This is a genomic window from Acinetobacter sp. YH16032 (assembly GCF_013417345.1).
Lineage (GTDB): Bacteria > Pseudomonadota > Gammaproteobacteria > Pseudomonadales > Moraxellaceae > Acinetobacter.
The window spans coordinates 12,894-39,169 of the sequence record NZ_VPEE01000027.1; the positions used below are offsets into that span (position 1 = coordinate 12,894).

A 26,276-nucleotide genomic window follows, 5' to 3' on the forward strand; every position below is an offset into this window, starting at 1 on the left:
GATGATATACAAGTGTCTATACAAATATATATACATGTGTATAATAATTCTAAACCCACTGTGATGAGCCCATAATGCAAGCAGTTAAGCAACCTAAAAATTTGATTAGATCCGCAGTAAATGCTGTATTTGATCCGAATGCTGCCAATTTTTGGTTGCAAAAGATCGATCCAATTTGGTCGGTGAATCAATCATTAGGCAAAATTGTTGAACGTACACAAGTTGCAAATGATACGGTCAGCTTAAAAATTGCGGTTAATCGAAAATTTCAGTTTGGTGAAGCAGGGCAACATCATCCAGTTATTGTCACGACACGAGGTCGTTGTTTTGAACGTACCTATAGTTTGACCAAAATCGACACTCAACATGTATTATTGACTGCTAAGAAAGTCGATCAGGGTGTAGTCAGTTCTTGGATTAACGATATTGCTGAGGTAGGCGATATTGTTGAGTTTGGTGCACCCTATGGAGATATGACACTTGGAAGTGTAAATACACCTCTATTAATGCTGGCCGCAGGGAGTGGTATTACTCCAATGTACAGCTTGATCAAGGCATTATTGCAGCAAGAAAAAAAATTAGTTCAGCCAGTTAAATTGATGTACTGGGCAAAAAAAACAGAAGATTTAGCATTTCAAACAGAGTTGATTGCTTTGGCGAATCAACACTCAAATTTTAATGTTGAATTTTTTACCACTCAAGATGAAGTGGCTGATTCCCGTTTAGAAGATTCTCATTTAACTGCTATCGAATCCTTAGATCAATATACGGTTTATGCATGCGGTCCAGCAGGATTTGTGCAAGTTGCTGAACAACTAACTGATACTCGTGTTCATAAATTTAAAGGTGAAGCATTCAGTGTTGAACCATTCATTAGTGATGAAACTGGTTTTGTTCAGGTCACACTTACGAAATCAAATAAGGTCGTCACGATTCCAAAGGGACAATCAATACTTGCAAGTTTAGAGCAACAAAATATTCGCCCACAGCACGGTTGCCGCATGGGGGTATGTAATAAATGTGCATGCCATAAAGCGCAAGGTGCAACTAAAAACCTCGTCAATGGTGCAGAAAATACTGAGCCTGGAAATCTGCTCAAAATCTGTATCAATTCAGCTCAGTCTGATCTCACTATCGACCTATAAGCGAGAATAATCATGAATATGCCAGTTCAAGCACAATATTTCAAAAACCCAAAAAATCGTGAACTCACTGATGCACAACTTGATGAACTCGCACGTGAACTTGATGCAATTAAGCAGGAAGTTCTTGATGATTTAGGTGAAAAAGACGAAAAGTATATTAAGCGAGTGTATGCAGCGATTCGCTACAGTTCAATCCTTGGACGTGCATGCTTATTTGCTGGCTGGTTTCCTCCAGCATGGCTTTTAGGCACAGGCTTGCTTGGTTTTGCCAAAATCATGGAAAACATGGAGTTGGGCCATAATGTGATGCATGGTCAATATGATTGGATGAACGACCCTAAATTTAAAGGGACAACTTACGAATGGGATATCGTCGGCACATCTGATGATTGGCGCCAAACCCACAACTACAAACACCATACCTATACCAATATTAAAGGTATGGATGATGATATTGGTTATGGAATTCTTCGTTTGTTCCCAGAGCAACGCTGGAAAAAAGGATATTTATTACAACCACTTTACAGTATTCCATTCTGTTTGTTATTCCAGTGGGGTGTAGCGATTCAGAACTTAGAAATTGGTAAGCGCTTAAAAGGGCGCATGACCAAAGAAGAATTTCAACAACGTTTGAACCCGATGAAAAAGAAAATGGGGAAACAGTTATTTAAAGATTATGTTTTCTTCCCACTCATTGCAGGTCCTGCAGCATTACCCGTTTTCACAGGTAATTTAGTCGCTAATGGTATTCGTAATATTTGGACATTCAGTATCATTTTCTGCGGTCACTTCACCAAAGATGTGGAAGTTTTTCCGAAGTCAGTTTTAGAAAATGAAAGCCGTGGCCATTGGTATATGCGTCAAATTCGTGGGTCTTCTAACCTGACAGGTTCTGAAGGATTCCATATTTTGACGGGGCATTTGAGTCATCAGATTGAGCATCATCTTTATCCAGATATTCCTGCTCGACGTTACCGTCAAATGGGGCCTAAAGTGAAAGCGGTGTGTGAAAAATACGGCTTGAATTACAATAATGCGAGTTTATTTAAACAATATGGTCAGGTTTTGGGACGTATTGTGAAATATGCCTTCCCATTTAAAAAGTAAGAAACAAAAAAAGCCACTTATTGAGTGGCTTTTTGAACTTTAATAGCGAACTATTTTAATTGAATTGATCCATTTGCATTGACTGTGATTGTTGATTCTCCAGCAGCCATATTTTGTGAGTCTGCAGCGGGTGCACTCTCTACAACCATTGCGGCACGTGCCATGGCTAATGGTCTTGGTGAATAATTATTGGTGTTCATATTCAAGTTAACCAAGTTATAACTAGAACGATTCCAAGCTTTAGTGAGAACCTGAGCGCGCTGTTGGAAATTTTGCGTGGCTTCTGTCAATAACTCATTTTCAACCTGCTTTCGTTTTTCAGTGGAAACAGTGAAATTAATCGATTGTGTTTGAAAATCTTGTTGTAACTCGCTAATTAACTGGCTCGCTGCTTTAAAATCTTTGCTTTCAATATTCACTTCAGCGCGGCCGCGCCATTCCTTCAGTTTTGTTGAATTGTTGTTGTCATAGACAGGGTAAGTGGTCTGAGAACCTGTTTCGACCTTAACTTGGGGGTATTTTTTACTGATGTTGATGGCCTGATTCATCAATTGGGTCATTTGTGTTGAAAGTTGTGCAGGCTGTTTATTACTTTTTTCAATAAATAGAATGGCGTGCATTTCATCATTAGAGACTTGTTTAGAAGCGTCTGCTTGAAGATTAATAATATTAGTTTTAGGTTCTGTGTCAGCAAGTACCGAAAAGCTAATCCCGGTAGCTAAGATCAATAGTGGCAGTTTTAATAATTTCATTGTTATCTCTGTATCTTCACCTGATGAATATTCTACAGAATATTCTAATCTTTTTTGATGGAGAGAAAATGTGATTATTTGGTGATGAGATAGTAGCAATTGTAATATTCAACACTGATTTTACGACTTAAGTCGCCTTAACAAGGCTTTTAAAATGTATTTTAATTGAATTGTAGTTGAACAATAAGAGAATATAACTTGTCTTTGGATTAGTGCATTAATAATTTGTAATTCATGGATAATTCTATTATCAATGGTCTAATAAGTAGTATTAGAAATAGATTAAACATTCTGTATATTTAAATAATAAAATTTTAAAAACATGTAAAACAATAAGATAGTGTCTTGATTTGATAAATTATTTATAGTCTGAAACTATTGTCATAAAGAAAATAAGTATTGGCATATAGGTCAAGATTTTTCCATTCTAGCTCTCATCAGAGATGCAGGTATCTCTCTAAAAGAATTTGTCCCCCAGAAGGTTGTTTTCAAGCAATTTTCCTAAGGTCAAATAGATCATCGAATGAAGTTGAAGGAAGTCTTGATGTCTAATTCTGCTGTAGTTGAATCAGTAGCACAAGCGTTACGAACTGCTGAATTATCACAAAGTGCAATCGCACCAATTCGCCCAACGTTGGGTGGTGAAGCTGCTGATGTAGATATCGCTTACGCTGTACAAGAAGTGAATACAGCGCGTGCCTTATCAGAAGGTCGTCGTTTAGTTGGGCGTAAAATCGGTTTGACATCAAAAGTGGTTCAAGCACAACTCGGTGTAGATCAACCTGACTTCGGTATGCTGTTTGCAGACATGGCTTATGGTGATGGAGAGGCGATTCCTGCAGGTCTATTGATCCAACCTAAAGTAGAAGCGGAAATCGCTTTGGTGATCAAACAAGATTTAACGAAAGAAAAACACACTTATGCTGACATTATCAGCGCGACTGATTATGCACTTCCTGCTGTTGAGGTGGTGGATAGTCGAATTGAAAACTGGAAGATCAGTTTGATTGACACTGTCGCAGATAATGCATCTTCAGCTGCATTTGTATTGGGTTCACGTCCTGTAAAACTCGATAACCTTGATCTAGTGAATTGTAAAATGATCATGACACGTGGTGAAGAAGTCGTGTCTCAAGGTGTTGGTAAGGCTTGTTTAGCAAACCCTTTAAATGCAGCTGTCTGGCTTGCTGATGAAATGGTACGTCGTGGTCGTCCATTGTTAGCTGGTGACATTATTTTAACAGGTGCATTAGGCCCTATGGTTGTAGCAAACCCAGGTGATGAATTCAAAGTTGAGATTGAAGGCTTTGGTTCAGTGACTGCTGCTTTCGCTGCTGAATAAGTCGGAATTTTGAGAGAGTACGTTAATGAAAAAGATTAAATGTGCAATGATCGGACCAGGTAACATTGGTACTGATTTGCTTTACAAACTTCAACGTAGCGAATGGTTAGAGCCAGTTTGGATGGTGGGTATCGATCCTACTTCTGAAGGTCTTGCTCGTGCTGCGAAAATGGGTTTAAAAACCACTGCAGAAGGGGTTGATGGTCTTCTTCCTCACGTCATTGAAGATGATATCAAAATTGCTTTTGATGCAACGTCTGCATATGTACATGCTGAAAACAGCCGCAAGTTAAATGAACTTGGTGTACTGATGATTGACTTAACACCTGCTGCAATTGGTCCTTTCTGTGTTCCACCTGTGAACTTAGAAGCTTTACTTGCAGAAGGTGAAGTGCCTAACGTGAATATGGTAACGTGTGGTGGTCAGGCGACAATTCCTATGGTTGCAGCAGTTTCACGTGTTCAACCTGTTGAATATGGTGAGATCATCGCGACTGTGTCTACAAAATCTGTAGGTCCTGGTACACGTAAAAACATCGACGAATTCACACGTACAACTGCGGGTGCTATTGAGAAAGTTGGTGGTGCGAAAAAAGGTAAAGCGATCATCATCATTAACCCTGCTGAGCCACCACTTATGATGCGTGACACAGTACACTGTCTTGTTGAAGGTGAGCCAGATCAAGCTGCGATCACTGAATCAGTTCACGCGATGATTAAAGAAGTGCAAAAATATGTACCAGGTTACAAACTTGTAAATGGTCCAATTTTTGATGGTAACCGTGTTTCTATCTTCTTGGAAGTAGAAGGTTTGGGTGATTTCTTGCCGAAATATGCAGGTAACCTCGACATTATGACAGCTGCAGCTGCTCGTACAGCAGAAATGTTTGCTGAACACGTATTCAACAAAGAAGAAGCTTAAGGAGCAACCGCATGTCTAAGATTATTGTTCATGATATGACTTTACGTGATGGTATGCATCCGCAGCGCCATCAAACGACTGTTGAGCAAATGATTGCAATTTCAACAGCACTTGATGATGCAGGCGTACCATTAATTGAAGTCACTCACGGTGACGGCCTTGGTGGTTCATCAGTAAACTACGGTTTTGCTGCTGCGACTGACGAAGAATACTTGTCTGCTGTTGTACCGCGTATGAAGAATGCAAAAGTTTCTGCACTTCTTCTTCCTGGTATCGGTACGGTTGACCACTTGAAAATGGCACATGAAATCGGTGTATCAACGATTCGTGTTGCAACTCACTGTACTGAAGCTGACTGTTCTGAACAGCACATCACCGCTGCGCGTAAATTAGAAATGGACACAGTAGGCTTCTTAATGTTGGCTCACATGGCATCTCCAGAGCGTCTTTTAGAAGAAGCGAAGAAGATGGTGTCTTACGGTGCAAACTGTATTTATGTGACTGACTCAGCAGGTTACATGCTTCCTCAAGATGTAATTGATCGCGTTGGACACTTACGTCAACACTTGGACCCAAGCATTGAGTTGGGTTTCCACGGTCACCACAACTTAGGTATGGGTGTATCAAATACTGTTGCTGCTGTTGAAGCAGGCGCGGTACGTGTTGACTTGGCATCTGCAGGTCTCGGTGCGGGTGCAGGTAACACACCACTTGAATTGTTCATCGCTGTTGCAAATCGTATGGGTATGGACACAGGCGTTGACTTGTTCAAAGTACAAGATGTTGCTGAAGATCTTGTGATTCCAATGATGCACAACCCAATTCGTGCAGACCGTGATGCAGCTACTTTAGGTTATGCGGGTGTTTACTCTTCATTCCTATTGTTCGCTAAACGTGCTGAAGCGAAATATGGCGTATCTGCGCGTGAAATCTTAATGGAGCTTGGTCGCCGTGGTACTGTTGGTGGTCAGGAAGACATGATTGAAGATCTAGCTTTGACTATGGCTAAAGCAAAAGAACTTAACGCATAATTTAAAAGTGATTTGAAAGAGCACTCTTAGGAGTGCTTTTTTTATGAATTTAGAAAAGATACATATAAAAAAACAATTGCGTGAGATGTTTGGGTGCTTATATTGAGTGATTTGGTGTAGAGCGTATCGTGATTGTTAAACTTAAAAACTATTAAATAAAATGGCAAAATGCTTCTGGGTTAATTTGTAACATATTAAAATATAATAAATTATCCATAGTAAAAGTTAATTTGCTTAGTTACTGAGCTATTATTAATTGTTTATAACAATGAGAGTTTTTAAAGTATTGTTTTTCATCGGAAAAGTCTAAATTTTTTTTAGACTCTAGTCTGATTTCTTCAGAGTGCACAATTTAGCAATATGCTCATCAACGCTGATTTGAGTATAGGATGAAGCCATGCGTCATCAAAAATTATGGCTAGCAATGATTGCTGCAACAACTCTAGGGACAACTGCTGCTCACGCGAATTTTGTGGCTGATTCAAATGTTCAGCTTAAATTTAAAAATTTCTATTTAGAACGTAATTACGATACAGCACCAAATCTAGATTATGGTAACTGGACGCAAGCAATCACTTTAGATGCTAAATCGGGTTATCACGATATTGGTGCAGGCATTCAAGTTGGTGCAGATCTCTTGGCTCAATATGCAATTGGATTGAAATCGCGTGATTCTGTAAATGACATTCATATGCCATATGATAACAGTCAAGGTCGTACAGAACGTGATAATGCTAAATTCGGTGCGACTTTAAAAGTTAAAGTTTCTGAAACTGAACTTAAAGTAGGTGATTTATTGCCGATGTCACCAGTTATTTTCTTCGATCCATCACGCCAATTATTAACTACTTATAGTGGTGCATGGTTAGAGTCGAAAGATATTCAGGATACTAAATTAACCTTAGCTTATATTGATGGTATTAATGCGCGTTACGATAATCAGTATCAAGATTTGACCTTATTCCCAAACAATGATTTTGCGAAGGCAGAAGCTCAAGGTCTCACAACTGCTGATGGAATGTATATTGTTGGTATTGATCACCAGTTTACATCAAAGATTGGTGGTAGTTATTGGTTCGCTGATTTAACTGACATCTTCAAGCAACATTATGTTGCTGCAAGCTATAAAACTAAACTTGATGAAAAAACGAATTTAGATGCACATATTCGTTACTTCGATAACAGTGAAACTGGCGATAAACTTTTTGGTGAAATTGATAGCCAAGCAATTTCTATGGGGGCGAAAGTCAATCATGGTATGCATACTGTTCAATTGGGTTATCAAGAGATGTTTGGCGAGCATGGAGATGAAGCGACACTATTCCCAACATTGGGTGGTTGGGTGCCACAACCTTATTTAGATAACTGGTCAGTCGCGAGTTTTATCCGTAAGGATGAGAAATCTTGGAGTGTAGGTTATACCTATAATTTTAAAGAAATGGGTGTACCAGGATTATCTGCCACTGTACGTCATTTCCAAGGTTGGAATATTGATACGGCAACACCAGGTCGAGGTCGCGAGAATGAAAATAACATCATCGTGAACTATGTTGTGCCAGAAGGTAAGTATAAAGGTCTTGGTTTCAACTATATGTTCATTGATACTAATTATAACAACATCAATGTTCCAGGTACTTTGAGTGATTTAGAAGAGCATCGTGTGGCGTTAAGCTATAGTTATAAATTCTAAAATGAAATTGATCTCGATATGATGAGCAAGGATCATATCGAGATCTTATCAAGTCATATTCAGAGGGTGAATATTGATTTTAAAAAAATAAGTAAAAACAGTAATTTATTTAATTGGTAAAAAGATGGATGCAATCGTAAATTTGTATCAGTTGAAAGGTACAGAGCAGTTAATATAAGCCTGTAAAACTATCATTTGTAAACATCAACTGATGATTGTTTCACAAATATATGATCAGTTATAGACAGTTAGAGGACTATGATGAGCACTGTTCAAATTCCAGAATATAAAACGGATTCATTCTTTGGTTTAGAAGATAAATGGATCGAAACTGCTGAAGGTGAGTTAACCCATTATCATGAAATTGGTGAAGGCACGCCTATTTTATTCCTTCATGGTTCTGGTACTGGTGTATCAGCAGCTGCTAACTGGTGGTTGAATTTACCTGCAATTGGTGAGCAAGCGCGTTGTATCGCAATTGATACCATTGGTTATGGTCAAACTGTCGTTGCACCAGGAACTCAATACGGTATCCGTGCATGGGTTGATCATGCAATTCGTACTCTTGATGCACTTGGTATTGAAAAAACATGGTTAGTAGGTAATTCTCTAGGTGGTTGGTTAGCATTCCAATTGGCACTTGATTATCCAGAGCGTGTACTCGGTATTGTTTCAATGGGTACAGGTGGTGCAAAACAAACTGCAGCCCTAAAAGCACATGCAAACCCAGTTTTAACAGAAGAAGGTATTCGTAAGACACTTTCAATGTTCGTTGTAAATAAAGACTTAATTACAGATGAGCTGGTAAAAGTACGTTTTGATTCTGCGGCGAATGACTACGCATCTGATCGTTTAATGGATGTTGTGGGTGCGCGTGACCGTGATCGTTTCGAGTTCCCATTAGACTTTGAAAAAATGAAAGATATTACAGTTCCTGTATTATTGATTCATGGTACTCAAGATGTGGTGATTCCTGTGTCTCGTACTTGGGACATTTTAAATATCGTTCCTAATGCTGATGCACATATTTTCAGTCAGTGCGGTCACTGGTCGCAAGTTGAAAAAGCAGAAGAATTTAATACGGTGATCAAAAATTATCTAGCAGTTCATGGCGTTAAATAATTTAAGATCCTAAAAAACTAAAAAAGAGGATGATTTAATCATCCTCTTTTTTAAAACTTAAAATACAGAACATGTGTTTAATACATTTAAATCTGCATATTGATAATCAATATTGAGCATTGATCTGTTTTAATGCATTAGACTTAAGTGGTAGATCAAGTCTAGTTAGTTAATGGGTTGTTTAAAAAATAGTCTAATCTAAAGCCTGAATTCATAGAATTTATGATGATATTCGTAAAACTTTATTAGACTAAAGTCTAAGACTGTTGGTTGAAATAAAAAATAAAAATCACCGCTATGTTTAACGGTGATCATTAATTTGAAAAAAAATTAATTAATTACGATTAATATCAAGGTAAAAAACAGAGCTCAGTAAGTCCATAAATTTTTTGACTCCTTCTGAGTTAGTACTTTTTCTATAGCTTGCAAATAAATCGATTGAAGGTAATTCCACGTCTAGCGGGCGAATCACGGTGTTGTTCATCGTCAGTGGTGCGATATATCCAGGTAGAAAAGTACAGCCCAGGTTCATGCCAATAGAATTAATGTTAAAGAGGATATTGTCTGCAGTTTGAACAATATTTAAATTGATTTGATGGTATTTTGCAAAATCTAGAATGATCTTATTTAGGGTTTGAGATTGCTGTTCAGAAGGAATAATGAAATCGATTCCATCGAGCTCTTTTACTGGAATGCGATCGTATTTAGCGAGTGGATGATCTTTGGGGAGTAAGAAAATCAAAGGTTCTCGTAAAACAAATTGACTTTCGATTTCATCACTAAATAGATTTTGACGAGTAAAAGCGATATCAATTTCGCCTTTTTTTAACATTTTTGACTGATCGGAGTTGTTTAAGCTTAACAATTCAATCTTTAAATCCCGGTTTTGAACACGAAGATTAGGGAGAACGTAAGGAAAAATTTTCATTTCAACGACGGGAACAAAGCCGATACGTAACAATTGCTGTTTAGATTTGGCAATCTGACGAGTCATTGCGACTGCTTTGTCTGCTTGGGCTATCGTGAGGCGAGCTTGTTCAAGGAAGACTTGCCCCTCCTCAGTGAGTTCTACCTTACGTTTTGTACGATAAAGCAAAGGGACGCCAATTTCATCTTCAAGATCTTTAATCTGCTGGCTCAATGATGGCTGAGCAGTATAAAGGCGCAAGGCTGCTTTGGTGAAGTTGAGTTCTTCTGCCACAGCAATGAAATATCGAAGGTGTCGTAGTTCCATAAAAAATCATCCAAAGATTGATTCATATAATGTCTAAATATGATCAAGTGCGAGTATAGTTCACAAATGGATATTCGGTGAAGTGGGGCTGAGTATATTGAAATATCAACGTTATTATTAAAATATGGTAAAATTCACGTATTGAGCGATTGATTAATTTATCGATAAAACATCTTGATTCAAACAAAAAAAATATTTCCCCAAAACTCGTTCAAAACTCATTATCTCTGCAAAGTTGAGTCTATTAGTTTGTGTCTAATTTAGTCACAGGAGAGCTTTTCATGAGTGGGAAAATTGATGTGCGCGAAATCGATGCTTTAGTCGATGCACAAAATGGACGTATCACGCCATCTATTTATACAGATCCAGATATCTATGAACTAGAACTTGAACGTGTGTTCGGTCGTACATGGTTATTCCTTTGCCATGAAAGCCAAATTCCAAAGGCTGGTGATTTCTTCAATACCTATATGGGTGAAGATCCGATCATTGTGGTACGTCAAAAAGACGGTTCAATCAAAGCATTGTTAAACCAATGTCGTCACCGTTCAATGCGCGTGAGCTTTGCTGACTGCGGTAACACTCGTGCATTTACATGTCCATACCATGGTTGGTCTTATGGCGTAGACGGCTCTCTTAAAGATATTCCTCTTGAAGATCGTGCATTCCCTCAAGGCGCATGTAAAGAGAAGTGGAGTTTGATCGAAGTAAACCGTGTGAAGTCTTATAAAGGCTTAATCTTCGGTTGTTGGGATGAAACAACTCCAGACCTTGAAGAATACATGGGTGATATCGCTTGGTACTTAGATGGCGTATTAGATCGTCGTCCAGGTGGTACTGAGATCATCGGTGGTGTTCATAAGTGGGAAATCGAATGTAACTGGAAATTTGCGGCTGAACAGTTTGCATCTGACCAATATCATGCATTGTTCTCTCACGCATCTGCGATTCAAGTATTAGGTGCTAAACCTGATGACGAATCTACTAAGAAATTAGGTGCTGCGCAAACTGCACGTCCTGTATGGGAAACTGCGAAAGACGCAATCCAATATGGTTCACGTGGTCACGGTTCAGGCTTCTTCTTTACAGAGAAACCAGATGCAAACGTATGGGTGGATGGTGAAGTAGCAAACTATTTCCGCGAAACTTACGAAGAAGTTAAAGAGCGTCTTGGTGAAATCCGTGCGTTACGTCTTGCGGGTCATAACACTATGTTCCCAACATTGTCTTGGTTAAACGGTACAGCAACACTTCGCGTATGGCATCCACGTGGTCCAAACAAAACTGAAGTATGGGCGTTCTGTATTGCGGATGCTGAAGCGTCACAAGAAGTGAAAGAAGCGTTTGAACGTTCTGCGACACGTGCATTTGGTCCAGCTGGTTTCTTAGAGCAAGATGACTCTGAAAACTGGATCGAAATTCAAAAAGTCTTACGTGGTTACAAAGCGCGTCAAAACAAACTCATTATGGAAATGGGTCTTGGTAACGAGAAAATTCGTGAAGATGGTATCCCTGGTATCACTAACTATATTTTCTCAGAAACTGCGGCACGCGGCATGTACCGTCGTTGGGCAGACTTGCTAATCCATGAAAAATGGGAAGATGTTGAGAAAGCAGCTGACGAATATGAGAAGGAGCTTATGAAATGAGTCAAGTGAGTTTAGAACTTCACCATCAAATTAGCCAATTCCTCTATCGTGAAGCGAAATTGCTTGACGATTGGAAATTCCGCGACTGGTTAGATACGTTAGCTGAAGATATTTCTTACACGCTACGTACAACACCAAATGCTCAAACACGTGACCGTCGTCGTTCAATTGAACCACCTACAACTTGGGTGTTCAATGATACGAAAGATCTTTTAGAGCGTCGTGTTGCTCGTCTTGAAACAGGTATGGCGTGGGCTGAAGAGCCTCCATCACGTACAACTCATATGGTGAGTAACGTGATCGTAGAAGCTACTGAAGTTGAAGGCGAATACGATGTATACGTTACATATCTTTTGTACCGTACACAAAAAGAGAAAGATGTCACGATTTACTGTGGTAAACGTCATGACAAGATCCGTAAAGTTGAAGGTGGCTTAGGCTTCCAAATTTTCAACCGTAAGATCACGCTTGATCAAGTTACCTATAACTCTCACAACCTGAGTGTGTTCTTCTAATGAATAAGATTTTTGTTTGCCAAGTTGACGAATTAGACGAAGGCGAAGCGTTGAAAGTAGATTGCGGCGTTAATGGTATCGATGCGCTTGCAGTGTTTAACAATGGTGGTGAGTTCTTCGCAATGAATGACCGTTGTTCTCATGGTAATGCTTCAATGTCAGAAGGTTATCTTGAAGACGATGGCACTGTCGAATGCCCATTGCATTCAGCTCGCTTCTGTTTAAAAACCGGTCAAGCATTATGTTTACCAGCGACAGATCCAATTCAAACTTTCCCAGTGATTGTTGAAGATGGTGCGTTATACGTTGAGATGGCAGGAGAGTAATCATGGGTTGGCTTAAAGGCGAAGTTGCACTGATCACAGGTGGTGGTTCTGGTTTAGGTTGGGCTTTAGTTGAACGCTTCCTTGAAGAAGGTGCACACGTTGGTGTGTTACAACGTTCACAATCTAAAGTCGATGCTTTAAAAGAACGCTTTGGTGATCAAATTGTTGCAATCGCTGGTGATGTTGCCAACTATGAAGACAATGTCCGTGCTGTAAAAGCAACTGTTGAGCGTTTTGGTAAGCTTGATTGCTTTATTGGTAATGCAGGAATCTGGGATCACTACGCAGATATCGTCAATACTTCAGGTGAGCAACTTGATAAAGCGTTTGACGAAATCATGGGAATTAATACGAAAGCATTAATTCTAGGTGCTAAAGCTGCACTTGATGAGTTAGTAAAATCTGAAGGTTCGATAATCTTCACACTATCTAACTCAGCATTATATTCTGCGGGTGGTGGTCCAGTTTACACAGCATCTAAGCATGCTGGCGTAGGCATCATGAAGGAATTGGCGTATGAGCTTGCACCCAAAGTTCGTGTGAATGCTGTTGCGCCGTCAGGTATGAATGTAAACATTAAAGGTGCTGCATCATTAGGCCAAGAAAATCTAGGTCTTTTAGATGCGCGTGATCCTGAGAAAATCGCGCGTGGTATGCCGTTGAACTTCTTACCTGAGCCTGAAGAAATGACAGGTTCTTATGTGCTCTTGGCATCTCGTCAAAATAACCGACCTTTAACTGGTGTTCTGATCAATGCAGAATGTGGTTTGGGTATTCGTGGTCTACGTCAACCACGTGCTGGTTTCTTTGACGAATAAAATCTAGTCTAAAAAATGGACTTATCGGCAGCCTGTTCTAAGGCTGCCTTCCTTTTAAGGAGTCTCTCATGGCCGTTAAACTTATTTGTGCTTCGCACAGTCCTTTAATGGAATTTGCTTCACCTCAAGATCAGTCAAAAGAGCAAAAAGTACGTGCTGCTTTTGAACAATTATCTGCTGAAGTAAAAGCTTACGATCCAACACTGATCATTACTTTTGGTCCAGACCATTTTAACGGTTTTTTCTACGACCTTATGCCAAGTTTCTGTGTCGGTATCCGTGCTACGGCTGCTGGTGACTGGGATTACGGTAAAATTGACAATAAAATCGATGTTCCTGAAGACAAGGCTTTGGCACTTGTGCGTCAAGTTCTAGATGAAGGTGTTGATGTTGCATACTCATATCGTATGCAGGCTGACCATGGTGTGACTCAACCATTACACTTCCTTTGTGATGGAAAACTTGATCGTTATAAAACGATTCCAATATTTATAAATGGCGCTGCCGCACCAATGCCAACAACTAAACGTACAATCGCTTTAGGTCGTGCGGTAGGTCAGTTTATCAAGTCACTTAATCTTGAAAATGAGCGTGTACTTGTATTGGGTACAGGTGGTTTGTCTCATGATCCACCTACACCACAAATGGGTTCAGTGCCACCAGAAGTTGAAGAGTTTTTAATTGCTGGTCGTAATCCAACTGAAGAAGCACGTAATGCGCGTCAAGCGAAAATTATTGCAGTTGGTCAGAAACTCGCTGCTGGAGATACATCAGTTGCAGTACCGCTGAGTCCTGAGTGGGATATTGCATTGCTTGAGAAATTCAAACAAGCAGATTTTGCTGCAATGGAAGCGATGACTGAGGCAGAAATTCGTGTCGAAGGTGGTCGTGGTGGTCAAGAAGTGCGTTGCTGGATGGCAGCATTTGCTGCACTGAGCGAAGTTGGTGAGTATGAAATGACAACTCACTGCTATGAAGATATTAGTGAGTGGATTGCGGGCTTCGGTATCGTATCTGCGGAATTAAAAGGTTAATCCCATGAGCAATGTAAACAACATCGTCATCGTTGGTGCGGGTCAAGCAGGCGCAAGTGCGATCCTTGAGCTTCGTGCAAACAAATATGAAGGTAAAATCACATTAATTGGTGATGAAACGCATCTTCCTTATGAGCGTCCACCACTGTCTAAAGACGTGATTTTAAAACCTGAAGAAACCAAGATTGAAATTTTATCTGAAGAAAAATTAGCAGATCTTGGTGTGACAGCAATTCGCGGTAATGGTGTCGTGAAAATCAACGCTGAAGCCAAAACTGTCGAACTTCAAAATGGTGATGTTGTTGCTTATGACAAATTGCTGATTGCAACTGGCGGTGCAGCACGTCGTCTTCCAAACTTCGATGCACTTGGCAAACATGTTTACACGCTGCGTAATCTTGAAGATTCACAAGCCCTTGTACCAGTGTTACAAAAAGGTCAACGTATCATCCTGATTGGTGGTGGTGTAATCGGTCTTGAGCTTGCATCATCTGCACGTTTCAAAGAATGTGAAGTCACTGTCGTTGAAATGGGACCAATGGTGATGGGGCGTTCATCGCCACGCATCTTGAGTGAATTCTTGCTTGAACAGCAAAAATTGGCAGGTGTGGATGTTCGTCTTTCAACTTCAATTGCAGATTGCAAGCTTGATGGCGAAGAAATTGTGGTGACTTTAGCTGATGGCGAAGAACTTCGTGCGGATGCTGTGGTTTACGGTATCGGTATTGTGCCAAATGCACAGTTGGCAGTTGATGCTGGTCTTGACGTTGATCTCGCGATCAAAGTAAACGAAAATTGCCAAACCTCGAATGCTGATATTTATGCGGCAGGTGATGTGGCAACTCAACTTCGTGACTGTGGTAACCACCGTCGTGTTGAGACTTGGGAAAATGCCAATCTTCAAGCAGGTATCTTTGCACGCCATGTGATGGGTGTAGAACATCCTACTCCTAATCCAGCATGGTTCTGGACAGATCAGTTGGACATTAACTACCAATTCGTAGGTGATATGGCAGCAGCTGAGTGGTTAGTACGTGGTGAAATCAATCCTGAGCTACGTGCAGAATCTTCATTTGTATTGTTCGGTGTGACTGACGGTATTATTGTTGGTGGTATTACGGTAAATGCGGCTAAAGAAATGCGTCATCTTAAAAAATTGATTAGCAAACAAGCTGCATTTGAAGCAGATAAATATTTAGATCTTAGCCAAGACCTTCGTAAACTTGTGAAGTAAACTTGGTGAGATTGTGCAACAGACCTAGGGTAACTTAGGTCTGTTTTTTATGTGCCTAAGAAAATATTGATTTAATTTTGAGCAAATTATGAATTCTAGTTCCTCAAATATAATGGTCGTTGCGAGTATATATGCCTTATTGGTATTGATATGGGCTGCAACACCACTTGCCATTGTATGGAGTGTTGTAGAAATTCATCCAATGTGGGTGCTCATCATTCGATACTTTGGTGCATCTATAATTGCTTTGGCTTTGCTCAAAATGATGCGTGATCCACTCCCGTTTGATCATGTATCGCTGAAAAGTTATGTGGCTGGTAGCCTAAATTTAATAGGTGCGCAGTTATTTATCTACTTAGCAGCAAATTATTTAACGTCAGGCTTAATGGCACTGATCTTCGGATTTTCGCCATTAATTGCAGGTCTCATTGGACATCTCATCCTAAAAACACATAAGTTGTCTATTTTACAATGGAGTGGAATGGTCATTGCCGTATTGGGTCTCACATTTGTTTTTGCAGAATCTGCAGATGAGCGAGTCAATCCTTGGGGTGTAGTTTTGATGCTGATCAGTATGGTGTCGTATATCAGTTCGATTTTTTTGGTCAAACAAATTAATGCACCTTTAAGCCCCATGAGTCAGGCGACTGGTTCATTAATCGTTTCAGCTTTAGGATCACTCTTAATCATTCCATTCATTTGGCAACACATCCCAACCGTGCTACCAAGTACGCAAGCGATGGTGGGTTTTTTGTTCACAATGATCATGTCATCAATTGTTGCGATGCTGTGCTATTTTTGGTTAATCCGCCGCTTAGCAGCGTCGACAGTGTCTTTGAGTAATGTCATGACGCCAGTCATCGCCCTAGTTTTGGGGGCATCCTTAAATAATGAAATTATTCATAATGAAGCCTTGTGGGGGATTGTCGTTGTGATGATGGGGTTGCTGATGTATTTTAATCGAGAACTCTTGAAACTATTCTTAAAAAAATGAGTGAAAAAAAGTGGTTTTAATCACACACGTACAACTACATGAATATATAAGATTCATAATGTTACAAAACTATGCTTTAGCCCAAGCTCGAATTTAGGAATACTGAAAAAGTCAGTTCAAATCAGCAAAAAAAAATTGAACATTTTTTGCATAATTTGGACTGTTTTACTTTAGCTCAAGTTCAAACTTATCTAAAATAGAAGTGGTACAGTTTGAAATCTATACAAGTTATCAATTTGTCACATTAATATTTTAGAATCTGCTGGTGAAAACGATAGAAATCTATTTATTTTATTTCAAAATTCGTTATCATCGCGCCCTCTAGTTATAACTCTACACAATAGGCTAACTAGAACTCTATAAAGCACCGAGTCAAAGGACCGCAAGTCACCCGACTTATTTCTATTAACCCATATCAGAGATGGTAATTCGATATGAGCGTTTCTTCTGTAAATCCTGCACCTAATTCTACTAACGAATACTATTTGACTCGCCAAAGTCAGATGGAATCTAATGTTCGTAGCTATCCACGTAAATTGCCGTTAGCGATAGCAAAAGCTCAAGGTTGCTGGGTTACTGATGTTGAAGGTACAGAGTACCTCGATTGTTTAGCTGGGGCAGGAACATTGGCTTTGGGCCATAATCATCCTGCGGTCATTCAAAGTATTCAAGACACTTTAGCGAGTGGTCTTCCATTACATACTTTGGATTTAACGACACCTTTAAAAGATGCTTTTACTGAAGCTTTACTTGCTGAATTACCGGGTGGTAAAGAAGAGTACTGCCTACAGTTCTGTGGTCCATCTGGTGCAGATGGTACAGAAGCAGCAATTAAACTTGCAAAAACATATACTGGCCGTGGCACTGTGATCAGCTTCTCTGGTGGCTACCATGGTATGACTCACGGCTCATTAGCAATGACAGGTAATTTGTCTGCTAAAAACGCTGTTAATGGTTTAATGCCAGGCGTTCAATTCATGCCGTATCCACATGAATACCGTTGCCCACTAGGTTTAGGTGGTGAAGCGGGTGTTGACGCGCTTACTTATTTTTTTGAAAATTTCATCGAAGATGTTGAAAGCGGTGTGACTAAGCCTGCTGCAGTTATCCTTGAAGCGATTCAAGGTGAGGGCGGTGTGGTTACAGCACCTGTGAAATGGTTGAAAAAAATTCGTGAAGTGACTGAAAAGCACAACATCGTTTTAATTCTTGATGAAGTACAAGCTGGTTTCGCGCGTTCAGGAAAAATGTTTGCCTTTGAACATGCGGGTATCGAACCTGATGTTGTAGTGATGTCGAAAGCAGTAGGTGGAAGCTTACCACTTGCAGTACTTGGTATTAAGCGTAAGTTTGATGCTTGGCAGCCTGCAGGTCACACGGGTACTTTCCGTGGTAACCAATTGGCTATGGGTACTGGTCTTGCTACGATCAAAACGATTAAAGAACAAAATCTTGCGCAAAACGCACAAGAGCGCGGTGATTTCCTTCAAGCTGAATTGAAGAAATTAGCTGCAGAATTCCCATGTATCGGTAATGTACGTGGCCGCGGTTTAATGATCGGTATCGAAATCGTTGATGAGCGTAAACCTGCTGACCATATGGGTTCACTTCCTGCAGATGGTCAATTGGCTGCTGCAATCCAAGCAGCGTGTTTCAACAACAAATTGTTGTTAGAAAAGGGTGGACGTAACGGTACAGTGATTCGTCTACTTTGCCCATTAATTATTAACCAAGCTGAATGTGAAGAAGTAATTGTGCGCTTTAAGAAAGCAATTTCTGAAGCATTAGTTGCGGTACGAGGCGCTTAATTCATGGTAGATTTTGCAGAACACCGTAAAGCTTTGCTCTGTAATGATGCTGCATCCATTGCTGACTATACGTCAGCAATGGATCAGGCAACTCAAGCAGTAGCAGCTTGGTTACAAAATGACAAAATGTACACAGGCGGTAGCATTAAAGAGCTTCGCAGTGCAATTGCATTTAATCCTTCTAAAGAAGGATTGGGTGTGGAAAAGTCATTAGAGCGTATGGTTGAGCTATTCCTTAATAAGAGCTTAAAAGTACATCATCCTCATTCTTTGGCGCATTTGCATTGTCCTACTATGGTGACTAGCCAAATCGCAGAAGTACTCATTAACGCAACTAACCAATCGATGGACTCATGGGATCAAAGCCCTGCAGGTTCATTGATGGAAGTTCAGTTGATCGATTGGCTTCGTCAAAAAGTTGGTTATGGTGCAGGTCAAGCAGGTGTGTTCACCTCTGGCGGTACGCAGTCAAACTTGATGGGTGTATTGCTTGCACGTGATGCATGTATCGCGAAAAACTGGAAAGACGAAAACGGCAATCCGTGGTCTGTTCAGCGTGATGGCGTACCTGCGGAAGCGATGCGTAACGTTAAAGTCATTTGTTCTGAAAATGCTCACTTCTCTGTGCAAAAGAACATGGCGATGATGGGAATGGGCTTCCAATCTGTAGTGACTGTGCCTGTCGACGAAAATGCGCGTATGGACATGGATGCGCTAGAGAAAACCATGGCACACCTTCAAAATGAAGGCAAAATTGTGGCATGTGTGGTTGCAACTGCAGGTACTACCGATGCGGGTGCAATTGATCCTTTAAAGAAAGTCCGTGAAATCACCAATAAGTACGGCGCGTGGATGCATATCGATGCAGCATGGGGCGGTGCTTTAATCCTATCTAATAATCACCGTGATTTGTTAGATGGTATCGAGTTTTCTGATTCAATCACACTTGATTTCCATAAGCATTACTTCCAAACGATTTCTTGTGGTGCATTCTTACTTAAAGATGAAGCGAACTATCGCTTTATGCATTATGAAGCGGAATACTTAAACTCTGCTTATGATGAAGAGCATGGCGTACCAAACCTTGTTTCTAAATCTCTACAAACTACACGTCGTTTTGATGCGTTGAAATTGTGGATGACGATTGAAGCACTCGGTGAAGAGCTTTACGGCTCTATGATTGACCACGGTGTGACTTTAACGCGTGATGTTGCAGATTATATTAAAGTAACAGACGGTTTAGAGTTATTGGTTGAGCCACAATTTGCATCAGTCTTGTTCCGTGTAATTCCTGAAGGTTACCCAACAGAATTACTCGATACATTGAACCAAAACGTTGCGGATGAATTGTTTGCACGTGGTGAAGCGAATATTGGTGTGACTAAAGTCGGTCAGGTTCAATCATTGAAAATGACAACTTTAAGTCCAGTAGCAACTTTAGACAATGTGAAGAACTTGCTTGCGCTTGTACTGGCTGAGTCTGATCGCATCAAAGCTTCAATTGCTGATGGTACATATACGCCACCAATCGATTAATAGATTGTTTTTTGAAAAAAGCGCTCAATTGAGCGCTTTTTTGATATTCAAAATTCATAACTTTGACATATTTTTAGATCATGATTGAAGAAATCTTTATGCGGAATTAGGGGGGATAATTATTAAAGAATAAGTAGGTAATAAAAATATCAGTATTTAACCGTAATTATTATAAATCATTGAAATATAATTAAAAAATAAATAAGCAGGTTGGTGTAATAAAAATAATAAAATCGTAATAAAGCTGTAACCTTATTGTCATATTATCAAATCAAAATGCATGTATCGAAATAAGTACAATACTTCAATAAAAAGTAGCGTACTCCAAATTTGCATAAATTGAGAGATAACATGATGCGCTTTACAAATATTGCAATTGCATTAGCACTTTCTGGGGCAGCTGTAGCAACTACCGCAAATGCAGCACGTGACACAATTCAAATTGCGGGTTCTTCTACAGTATTGCCATATGCAAGTATTGTGGCTGAAGAATTCGGTAATAACTTCCCTCAATTTAAAACACCAGTAGTTGGTTCAGGCGGTTCGTCGGGTGGTTTAAAACAATTTTGTAATGGTGTTGGCGACAATACGATCGATATTGCTAACTCATCTCGTGCAATTAAATCGAGCGAATTGGCTGAATGTAAGAAAAATGGCGTTAACCAAGTATTAGAAATTAAAATCGGTTACGACGGTATCGTATTTGCTTCAAATGCTAACAAAGCAGCTTATAAATTACGTCCACAACATGTATTTGCAGCTTTGGCAGCTGAATTGCCTTCAAACGGTAAGATGGTAAAAAACCCATATACACGTTGGAATCAAATTGATAAATCATTACCAAATGAGCCAATCACGCTTGTAATCCCAGCTTCGAATCATGGTACACGTGAAGTCTTCCAGGAGAAAATGGTGGACGCTGGTTGTGAATCGTATGCTGCTATTAAAGCTTTAGATAAAGATGCCAAAAAGAAAGCTTGCACAACGTTCCGTAAAGATGGTCGTGTTGTGGAAATTGCGGGTGACTATACAGAAACACTTGCACGCTTAAAGACTTCTCCAAGTGCTGTTGGTGTGTTTGGTTTAGGTTTCTATGATCAAAACCGTGACCGTTTACGCGTTGCAACTGTGAACAATGTGGCACCGTCTGAAAACACGATTTTAAATGGTTCTTACCCTGTATCACGCCCCTTATTCTTCTATGTAAAAGGTGAGCATTTGAAATCAATCAAAGGTTTACCACAGTTTACTGAATATTTCTTAAATAAGCGTGTTTCAGGTAAAGGTTCTAAGTTAGAAAAAGCGGGCTTAATTTCACTCTCTGACAAAGAGCGCGCATCAATTTTGGCAAACTTTAAAGCAGGTAAAGCTGTTAAGTAATCAAACGACAAACTAATGGCAGGAATTATCCTGCCATTGGTTTTTTCATTGAAAAAAGTTTTTTCAAACCATGAAAATTGAAAAGACAGTGGAGAATACATGAATCTGCTACTTATAGGTGTGTTATTGGCGATCATCGCCATTGCCTATCAAATCGGATTACGCAAAAGCCGTAACTTAGCAGGTCAGGGAAATAACTCTGCCGCTTTGCATTCACGTCCTGGTTACTATGGGGCATTAGTTGCGTTGTGGTGTGGTATCCCTGCATTTTTAATTTTGATTGTTTGGAATTTGGTTGAGCCAACGATCTTGGAGCAGGTGGTGCTTAATCATTTGCCACAGGATATTAAAGCGAGTCTAGATCCAGCAAGCCTAAACGTAGTTGTTGACCGTGTTCAAGCGATTGCATCCGGATTTGGTGTCAGTGATACAGCAACGTCCTATGAAGTTGCAGCTGCAGAGCAACTGAGTAAATTTTCAACTATTGGCTCTTTTGCAAAATTAGCAGTTGTCATTTGCGCTGCATTGGCAGGTTTAGTATGGACAAAAAAAAGAATTAGCCAAGATTTTAGAGCGCGTAATCAGGTCGAGAAAGTCATCAATGTTGGCTTAGCTTTATGTTCTGGTGTCGCAATTCTTACAACACTTGGAATTGTAATGTCGATGTTTGGAGAAGCGATGCGCTTCTTCAGCTTTGTTAATCCTTTTGATTTCTTCTTTGGAACAGAGTGGAACCCGGGTTTCAGTACTTCGGGAAGTGCAGAAGGAAGCTATGGTTTACTTCCATTGTTGTGGGGTACGCTCATGGTCAGTGGGATCGCACTATTGGTTGCTGTACCAGTAGGTTTAATGATCGCGATTTATTTGGCTGAATATGCTTCTCCTCGCTTCCGTTCTTGGGCAAAACCGACCATTGAAGTTTTAGCTGGTATTCCAACGATCGTTTATGGTGTATTTGCACTCATGATTATTGGCCCATTTATTAAAACTGTAGGGGCAATGGTTGGTATTGATATCAACGCAACGAGTGCGCTCACTGCAGGTTTTGTCATGGGAATCATGATCATTCCTTTTGTGTCTTCTTTATCTGATGACATTATTACTCAAGTGCCTCGAGCATTACGTGATGGATCTTTAGGATTAGGGGCGACCAAATCTGAAACGATTCGTAAAGTGGTCATTCCAGCAGCGTTGCCTGGCATTATTGGTGCATTTTTATTGGCTGCTTCCCGTGCAATTGGCGAAACTATGATCGTAGTTCTAGCAGCTGGTAACAGTCCTCTTTTACACGCAAATCCATTAGAAGCTGTTTCGACCGTAACGATTACGATTGTTAATCAATTAACAGGTGATACTGACTTTGCAAGTCCGCAAGCATTAGTCGCTTTCGCACTAGGACTTACATTGTTTGTGATTACTTTAGGTTTGAACATTGTTGCACTTTACATCGTGCGTAAATACCGTGAGCAATACGACTAATGAGTACTTCTAATCCTAATACTCTCGAGACAGTTGATTCAGCAACAGCTGAGCAGCTTAGAGAAAAGCGTAAGAAGACTATTCAGAATTCTTTAGCTAAACGTCATCGTAAAGAAAAGACGTTCCGTTTCTTCGGTTTTTCAGCAGTGATTGCTGGCTTATTCTTCGTAGTATTGCTATTTGGTAGTATTTTAGCGAAAGGCTTGCCTGCTTTTTGGCAAAGTAGCATGAATTTGCCAATCTATTTCGATCCAAAAATTGTTGAAGTTGGTCCAAAGCCTGTACTGGCTGAAGGTGAGAATCCAGCTCAGTATGAAGAACGCTTTATTGAGTGGCAGACTGAAGTTGGCATGGTGGATTGGGATGCATTGATCATCAATGCCATGATCAAACAAGACCCTCAACTTGAAGCCCAACGTGATGATTTAAGCTATATCTATACGAGCTCTGAAGCATATCGTATCCGTGATATGGTGATGAATGATCCAAGCTTGGTTGGTAAAACAGTGGATGTAAAAGTCCTTGCTGATGCAAATATTGATGTGTGGCTTGCAGGTAATATTGATCGTTCTTTGCCAGATGAACAGCAACAACTTAGTCCTGAGATTCGTCAAATTGCCGATGAACTCAAGGCTAAAGGTGTTATCGAAAATTCATTTAACACGAATATTTTCACGAGTCCTGACTCTCGTAGTTCACCAGCGACATCTGGTTTAGCTGGTGCATTCATGGGCTCATTGTTCATGATGTTGATTGTAATCTTTATTTCGATTCCAATCGGTGTTGCATCCGCGATCTATCTTGAAGAGTTCGCACCAAAGAACTGGATTACAGATATTGTAGAAGTCAACATCAATAATTTGGCTGCTGTTCCATCGATTGTATTCGGTTTGCTTGGTGCTGCAATTTTTATTGGTTGGATGCATTTACCATTATCTGCCCCTTTGGTAGGTGGTCTTGTGTTAAGTTTAATGACGTTGCCAACGGTGATTATTACGACACGAGCTTCTTTAAAAGCGGTTCCACCTTCGATTCGCCAAGCTGCATTAGGATTGGGTGCATCAAGACTGCAAACTGTTTTTCATCACGTCCTGCCTTTGGCATTACCAGGTATTTTAACAGGTGCGATTATTGGTGTGGCTCAAGCATTGGGTGAGACTGCGCCGTTGTTGTTGATTGGTATGAGTGCTTTTGTAGCCAGTGTTCCAGCAAGCCCATTCGATCAATCTACAGCGCTGCCTGTACAGATTTTCTTGTGGCAGGGTAATGAACTTCGTAACTTCTTTGAAGGTCGTACTGCTGCAGCCATTATTGTTCTCCTTGCGATGATGATTAGCTTAAATAGTTTAGCGATCTGGTTACGTAAGAAATTTGAAGTCCGTTGGTAGTCGGAGCAAAATATGAATACAGTAACTTCGCAAGTAACTCAAAATTCCTTAAAAAAGGATCAATCAGTGAATTCAGATCAAACACAATTTACATCTCAAGATGCAAATCAAAAAACGTCAACTTCGTTTGTTTCACAATTTGACACGCAAAGCGAAAATAAAAAAGAAGCAAAATCGGATGTTGTAAAACTGAGTACAACTGATGTTCATGTTTATTATGGTGAATCTGAAGCGATTAAAGGCATTGATCTTAATATTTACCAAAATGAAGTGATTGCTTTTATTGGTCCATCTGGATGTGGTAAGTCAACATTCCTACGTACTTTAAATCGTATGAACGACACGATAGATAGTTGTCGGGTAACGGGTAAAGTCATGTTGGATAATCAAGACATTTATGATCCTAATCTCGACGTAGTACTACTTCGTGCGCAAGTGGGTATGGTGTTCCAAAAGCCAAACCCATTCCCAAAATCAATTTTTGAAAACGTTGCATACGGACCTAAACTCCATGGTTTAGCACGTGACAAATATGATTTAGAAGAGATCGTTGAAAATAGTTTACGTAAAGCGGGCTTGTGGGATGAAGTTAAGGATCGTTTGAATCAGCCTGGAACTGGTTTATCAGGCGGTCAACAGCAACGTCTATGTATTGCTCGAACTATTGCAGTTTCGCCAGAAGTGATTTTAATGGACGAACCTTGTTCAGCACTTGACCCAATTGCTACGGCTAAAGTTGAAGAGTTAATCGCTGAGCTTTCAACACAATATACTATTGCAATCGTTACGCACTCAATGCAACAAGCTGCACGTGTATCAGACCGTACTGCCTATTTCCATTTAGGTGATTTGATTGAAGTGAATTCGACAGAAAAAGTATTTACTCAACCTGATCATCAATTGACTGAGGCATATATTACGGGTCGATTTGGTTAATTAAAAATTTAGAAACATAAATAAAAAGAGTCTTCGGGCTCTTTTTTTATTACAAAAATCTGTGGATGGAATAAGGTTTTTCTCTAAAATGGAATTCTTAATAAACTGATATCCACATGACAATGAAAAAAATACTTTGTTTAACAGCATTAATGACCAGTATTTTTATGTTGAGTGCTTGCTCACATACACCAAATCAAAATCAACAAGTAACCATGCAAATCAATACTTCGAATTTGATCGAACAACGTCTCATGAGTCATCTTAGTGCCTTAGAAGATATTGCAGCAGCTCATGGCGGTAATCGCGCAGTTGGAACGGATGGTGGTAAGGCAACTGCAACCTATATTATTGAAGAGGCAAAAAAAGCTGGTTTGCACGCTCAGATGTTGCCGTTTGAAAATCGCAATAAGATTGTAGGTCAGAATATTATTATCGAAATCAAAGGTAAAAATCCTGATTTAGCTACGATAATCGGTGCGCATTATGATTCTGTGACCACAGGGCCTGGGATCAATGATAATGGTACAGGTGTAGCCGTTCTATTAGAGCTATTACAACATTATTCAAAATCTGAAAATCATCCTCAAAATACAATTTACCTTGCATTTTGGGATTCTGAAGAAGATGGTATCGGAGGTTCGCAAGATTTTGTTGCTAAAATGACACCTGAACAGCTGAAGGGAATAAAGGCTTATATCAATGTTGGGTGGTGTTTCAAAAAGTATGCTGGCGTTAAACAAATCCGTTATTAAGGTAAAAGAAAGTCAAATCAAAGGCTTTAAAATGATTTTCGAGCTTTTTAGAAAAGTTGCAACTTCTCCTAAATCCACG

23 protein-coding genes and 1 pseudogene are annotated in these 26,276 nt (G+C 39.8%); 21 read left to right on the top strand and 3 right to left on the bottom strand.

Annotated features, from left to right (window positions below; genetic code table 11):
* Window positions 1-74 precede the first annotated feature (74 nt).
* Both FTV32_RS12545 and FTV32_RS12550 read left to right on the top strand, forming a co-directional pair.
* Window positions 75-1,145 (top strand): flavin reductase family protein, encoded by a 1,071-nt coding sequence (locus FTV32_RS12545; RefSeq protein ID WP_180028834.1) that lies wholly within the window; start codon window positions 75-77, stop codon window positions 1,143-1,145.
* Between the two features lie 12 nt (window positions 1,146-1,157).
* Complete coding sequence (locus FTV32_RS12550) at window positions 1,158-2,252, top strand: acyl-CoA desaturase (RefSeq protein WP_035267144.1); 1,095 nt, start codon at window positions 1,158-1,160, stop codon at window positions 2,250-2,252.
* 50 nt (window positions 2,253-2,302) lie between these two features.
* Here FTV32_RS12550 and FTV32_RS12555 read toward each other — a convergent pair whose 3' ends face one another.
* Complete coding sequence (locus tag FTV32_RS12555; protein ID WP_180028835.1) at window positions 2,303-3,004, bottom strand: SIMPL domain-containing protein; 702 nt, start codon at window positions 3,002-3,004, stop codon at window positions 2,303-2,305.
* 544 nt (window positions 3,005-3,548) lie between these two features.
* Between FTV32_RS12555 and FTV32_RS12560 the strand changes: the two genes are divergently transcribed.
* The 5 genes from FTV32_RS12560 to FTV32_RS12580 all read left to right on the top strand — a co-directional run bounded on the left by FTV32_RS12560 (window position 3,549) and on the right by FTV32_RS12580 (window position 9,111).
* Window positions 3,549-4,346 (top strand): 2-keto-4-pentenoate hydratase, encoded by a 798-nt coding sequence (locus FTV32_RS12560; protein ID WP_180028836.1) that lies wholly within the window; start codon window positions 3,549-3,551, stop codon window positions 4,344-4,346.
* Window positions 4,347-4,371: 25 nt separating this feature from the next.
* A complete protein-coding gene (locus tag FTV32_RS12565) occupies window positions 4,372-5,268 on the top strand; it encodes an acetaldehyde dehydrogenase (acetylating) (RefSeq protein WP_035267137.1) in 897 nt (298 codons plus the stop codon).
* Between the two features lie 11 nt (window positions 5,269-5,279).
* Complete coding sequence (gene dmpG / locus FTV32_RS12570; protein WP_092767099.1) at window positions 5,280-6,299, top strand: 4-hydroxy-2-oxovalerate aldolase; 1,020 nt, start codon at window positions 5,280-5,282, stop codon at window positions 6,297-6,299.
* Window positions 6,300-6,696: 397 nt separating this feature from the next.
* Complete coding sequence (locus FTV32_RS12575) at window positions 6,697-7,989, top strand: OprD family outer membrane porin (protein ID WP_180028837.1); 1,293 nt, start codon at window positions 6,697-6,699, stop codon at window positions 7,987-7,989.
* A gap of 261 nt (window positions 7,990-8,250) precedes the next feature.
* Window positions 8,251-9,111: an alpha/beta fold hydrolase gene (locus FTV32_RS12580; RefSeq protein ID WP_035267132.1), complete on the top strand. Its 861-nt coding sequence runs from the start codon at window positions 8,251-8,253 to the stop codon at window positions 9,109-9,111.
* A 334-nt stretch (window positions 9,112-9,445) separates the two neighbouring features.
* On the opposite strand, the gene hcaR is transcribed toward FTV32_RS12580, so the two are convergent.
* Complete coding sequence (gene hcaR, locus FTV32_RS12585; protein WP_035267131.1) at window positions 9,446-10,345, bottom strand: DNA-binding transcriptional regulator HcaR; 900 nt, start codon at window positions 10,343-10,345, stop codon at window positions 9,446-9,448.
* A gap of 281 nt (window positions 10,346-10,626) precedes the next feature.
* On the opposite strand from hcaR, the gene hcaE reads away from it, so the two are divergent.
* From hcaE to FTV32_RS12655, 14 genes are all read left to right on the top strand, one after another.
* Window positions 10,627-11,994, top strand: coding sequence for a 3-phenylpropionate/cinnamic acid dioxygenase subunit alpha (gene hcaE / locus FTV32_RS12590; protein ID WP_092767097.1), 1,368 nt, complete (start codon window positions 10,627-10,629; stop codon window positions 11,992-11,994).
* Window positions 11,991-12,509, top strand: coding sequence for a 3-phenylpropionate/cinnamic acid dioxygenase subunit beta (hcaF, locus tag FTV32_RS12595; RefSeq protein ID WP_035267127.1), 519 nt, complete (start codon window positions 11,991-11,993; stop codon window positions 12,507-12,509). The genes hcaE and hcaF overlap by 4 nt, the downstream gene beginning before the upstream one ends.
* Window positions 12,509-12,835: a 3-phenylpropionate/cinnamic acid dioxygenase ferredoxin subunit gene (gene hcaC, locus FTV32_RS12600; RefSeq protein WP_005181999.1), complete on the top strand. Its 327-nt coding sequence runs from the start codon at window positions 12,509-12,511 to the stop codon at window positions 12,833-12,835. Before hcaF ends, hcaC begins: the two co-directional genes overlap by 1 nt.
* Window positions 12,836-12,837: 2 nt before the next feature.
* Window positions 12,838-13,653: a 3-phenylpropionate-dihydrodiol/cinnamic acid-dihydrodiol dehydrogenase gene (gene hcaB, locus FTV32_RS12605; protein ID WP_035267124.1), complete on the top strand. Its 816-nt coding sequence runs from the start codon at window positions 12,838-12,840 to the stop codon at window positions 13,651-13,653.
* Between the two features lie 68 nt (window positions 13,654-13,721).
* Window positions 13,722-14,687 (top strand): 3-carboxyethylcatechol 2,3-dioxygenase, encoded by a 966-nt coding sequence (locus tag FTV32_RS12610; RefSeq protein ID WP_180028838.1) that lies wholly within the window; start codon window positions 13,722-13,724, stop codon window positions 14,685-14,687.
* Between the two features lie 4 nt (window positions 14,688-14,691).
* The gene (hcaD, locus tag FTV32_RS12615; protein ID WP_180028839.1) at window positions 14,692-15,921 is read left to right on the top strand and encodes a 3-phenylpropionate/cinnamic acid dioxygenase ferredoxin--NAD(+) reductase subunit; all 1,230 of its coding nucleotides are present in this window, start codon (window positions 14,692-14,694) and stop codon (window positions 15,919-15,921) included.
* Window positions 15,922-16,009: 88 nt separating this feature from the next.
* Window positions 16,010-16,915, top strand: a complete 906-nt coding sequence (locus tag FTV32_RS12620) for a DMT family transporter (protein WP_180028840.1) — start codon at window positions 16,010-16,012, stop codon at window positions 16,913-16,915.
* Between the two features lie 434 nt (window positions 16,916-17,349).
* On the top strand, window positions 17,350-18,723 hold the full coding sequence (locus FTV32_RS12625; protein WP_035267118.1) for a diaminobutyrate--2-oxoglutarate transaminase: 1,374 nt from the start codon (window positions 17,350-17,352) through the stop codon (window positions 18,721-18,723).
* 3 nt (window positions 18,724-18,726) lie between these two features.
* A complete protein-coding gene (locus FTV32_RS12630) occupies window positions 18,727-20,259 on the top strand; it encodes an aspartate aminotransferase family protein (RefSeq protein WP_180028841.1) in 1,533 nt (510 codons plus the stop codon).
* 354 nt (window positions 20,260-20,613) lie between these two features.
* Window positions 20,614-21,639, top strand: coding sequence for a substrate-binding domain-containing protein (locus FTV32_RS12635; RefSeq protein ID WP_179997953.1), 1,026 nt, complete (start codon window positions 20,614-20,616; stop codon window positions 21,637-21,639).
* A 99-nt stretch (window positions 21,640-21,738) separates the two neighbouring features.
* Entirely contained in the window at window positions 21,739-23,118 is a 1,380-nt protein-coding gene (gene pstC, locus FTV32_RS12640) for a phosphate ABC transporter permease subunit PstC (RefSeq protein ID WP_180028842.1), read from the top strand.
* A complete protein-coding gene (pstA, locus tag FTV32_RS12645; protein WP_092767090.1) occupies window positions 23,118-24,506 on the top strand; it encodes a phosphate ABC transporter permease PstA in 1,389 nt (462 codons plus the stop codon). Before pstC ends, pstA begins: the two co-directional genes overlap by 1 nt.
* 12 nt (window positions 24,507-24,518) lie before the next feature.
* Window positions 24,519-25,442, top strand: a complete 924-nt coding sequence (pstB, locus tag FTV32_RS12650; RefSeq protein WP_035267112.1) for a phosphate ABC transporter ATP-binding protein PstB — start codon at window positions 24,519-24,521, stop codon at window positions 25,440-25,442.
* Between the two features lie 116 nt (window positions 25,443-25,558).
* Window positions 25,559-26,197, top strand: a complete 639-nt coding sequence (locus FTV32_RS12655; RefSeq protein ID WP_180028843.1) for a M20/M25/M40 family metallo-hydrolase — start codon at window positions 25,559-25,561, stop codon at window positions 26,195-26,197.
* Here the strand turns inward: FTV32_RS12655 and FTV32_RS12660 are convergent.
* Window positions 26,178-26,276 (bottom strand): annotated as a pseudogene (locus FTV32_RS12660) (IS1 family transposase); the annotation flags it as partial. The gene FTV32_RS12655 and the pseudogene FTV32_RS12660 overlap by 20 nt on opposite strands.